Genomic DNA, 254 nt, shown 5'->3' on the forward strand with positions numbered 1-254 from the left:
CGACGGAGCGCGCACCCATGCGGAAGTCCTACCCCTCCGACCTGACCGACGAGCAGTGGGCGATCCTCGAACCCCTCATCCCGGTCAACAAGACGGGTCGGCCTCGCACGGTGTCGATGCGCGAGATCCTCAACGCGATCTTCTATCTCAACCGGGCCGGCTGCCAGTGGGACATGCTGCCCCACGACCTGCCGGCCAAGAGCACCGTCTACGACCACTTCGCCCAGTGGCGCGACGAGGGCACCTGGCAGCGG

The 254-nt window shown here is 67.3% G+C and carries 1 protein-coding gene; it reads left to right on the plus strand.

The window, feature by feature from the left end:
* Positions 1–17: 17 nt before the first annotated feature.
* Positions 18–254: transposase (locus G6O54_RS37205; RefSeq protein WP_165236255.1), on the plus strand; the 237-nt coding region annotated here is incomplete at its 3' end.

Source organism: Aquisphaera insulae (assembly GCF_011064615.1).
Classification (GTDB): Bacteria; Planctomycetota; Planctomycetia; order Isosphaerales; family Isosphaeraceae; genus Aquisphaera; species Aquisphaera insulae.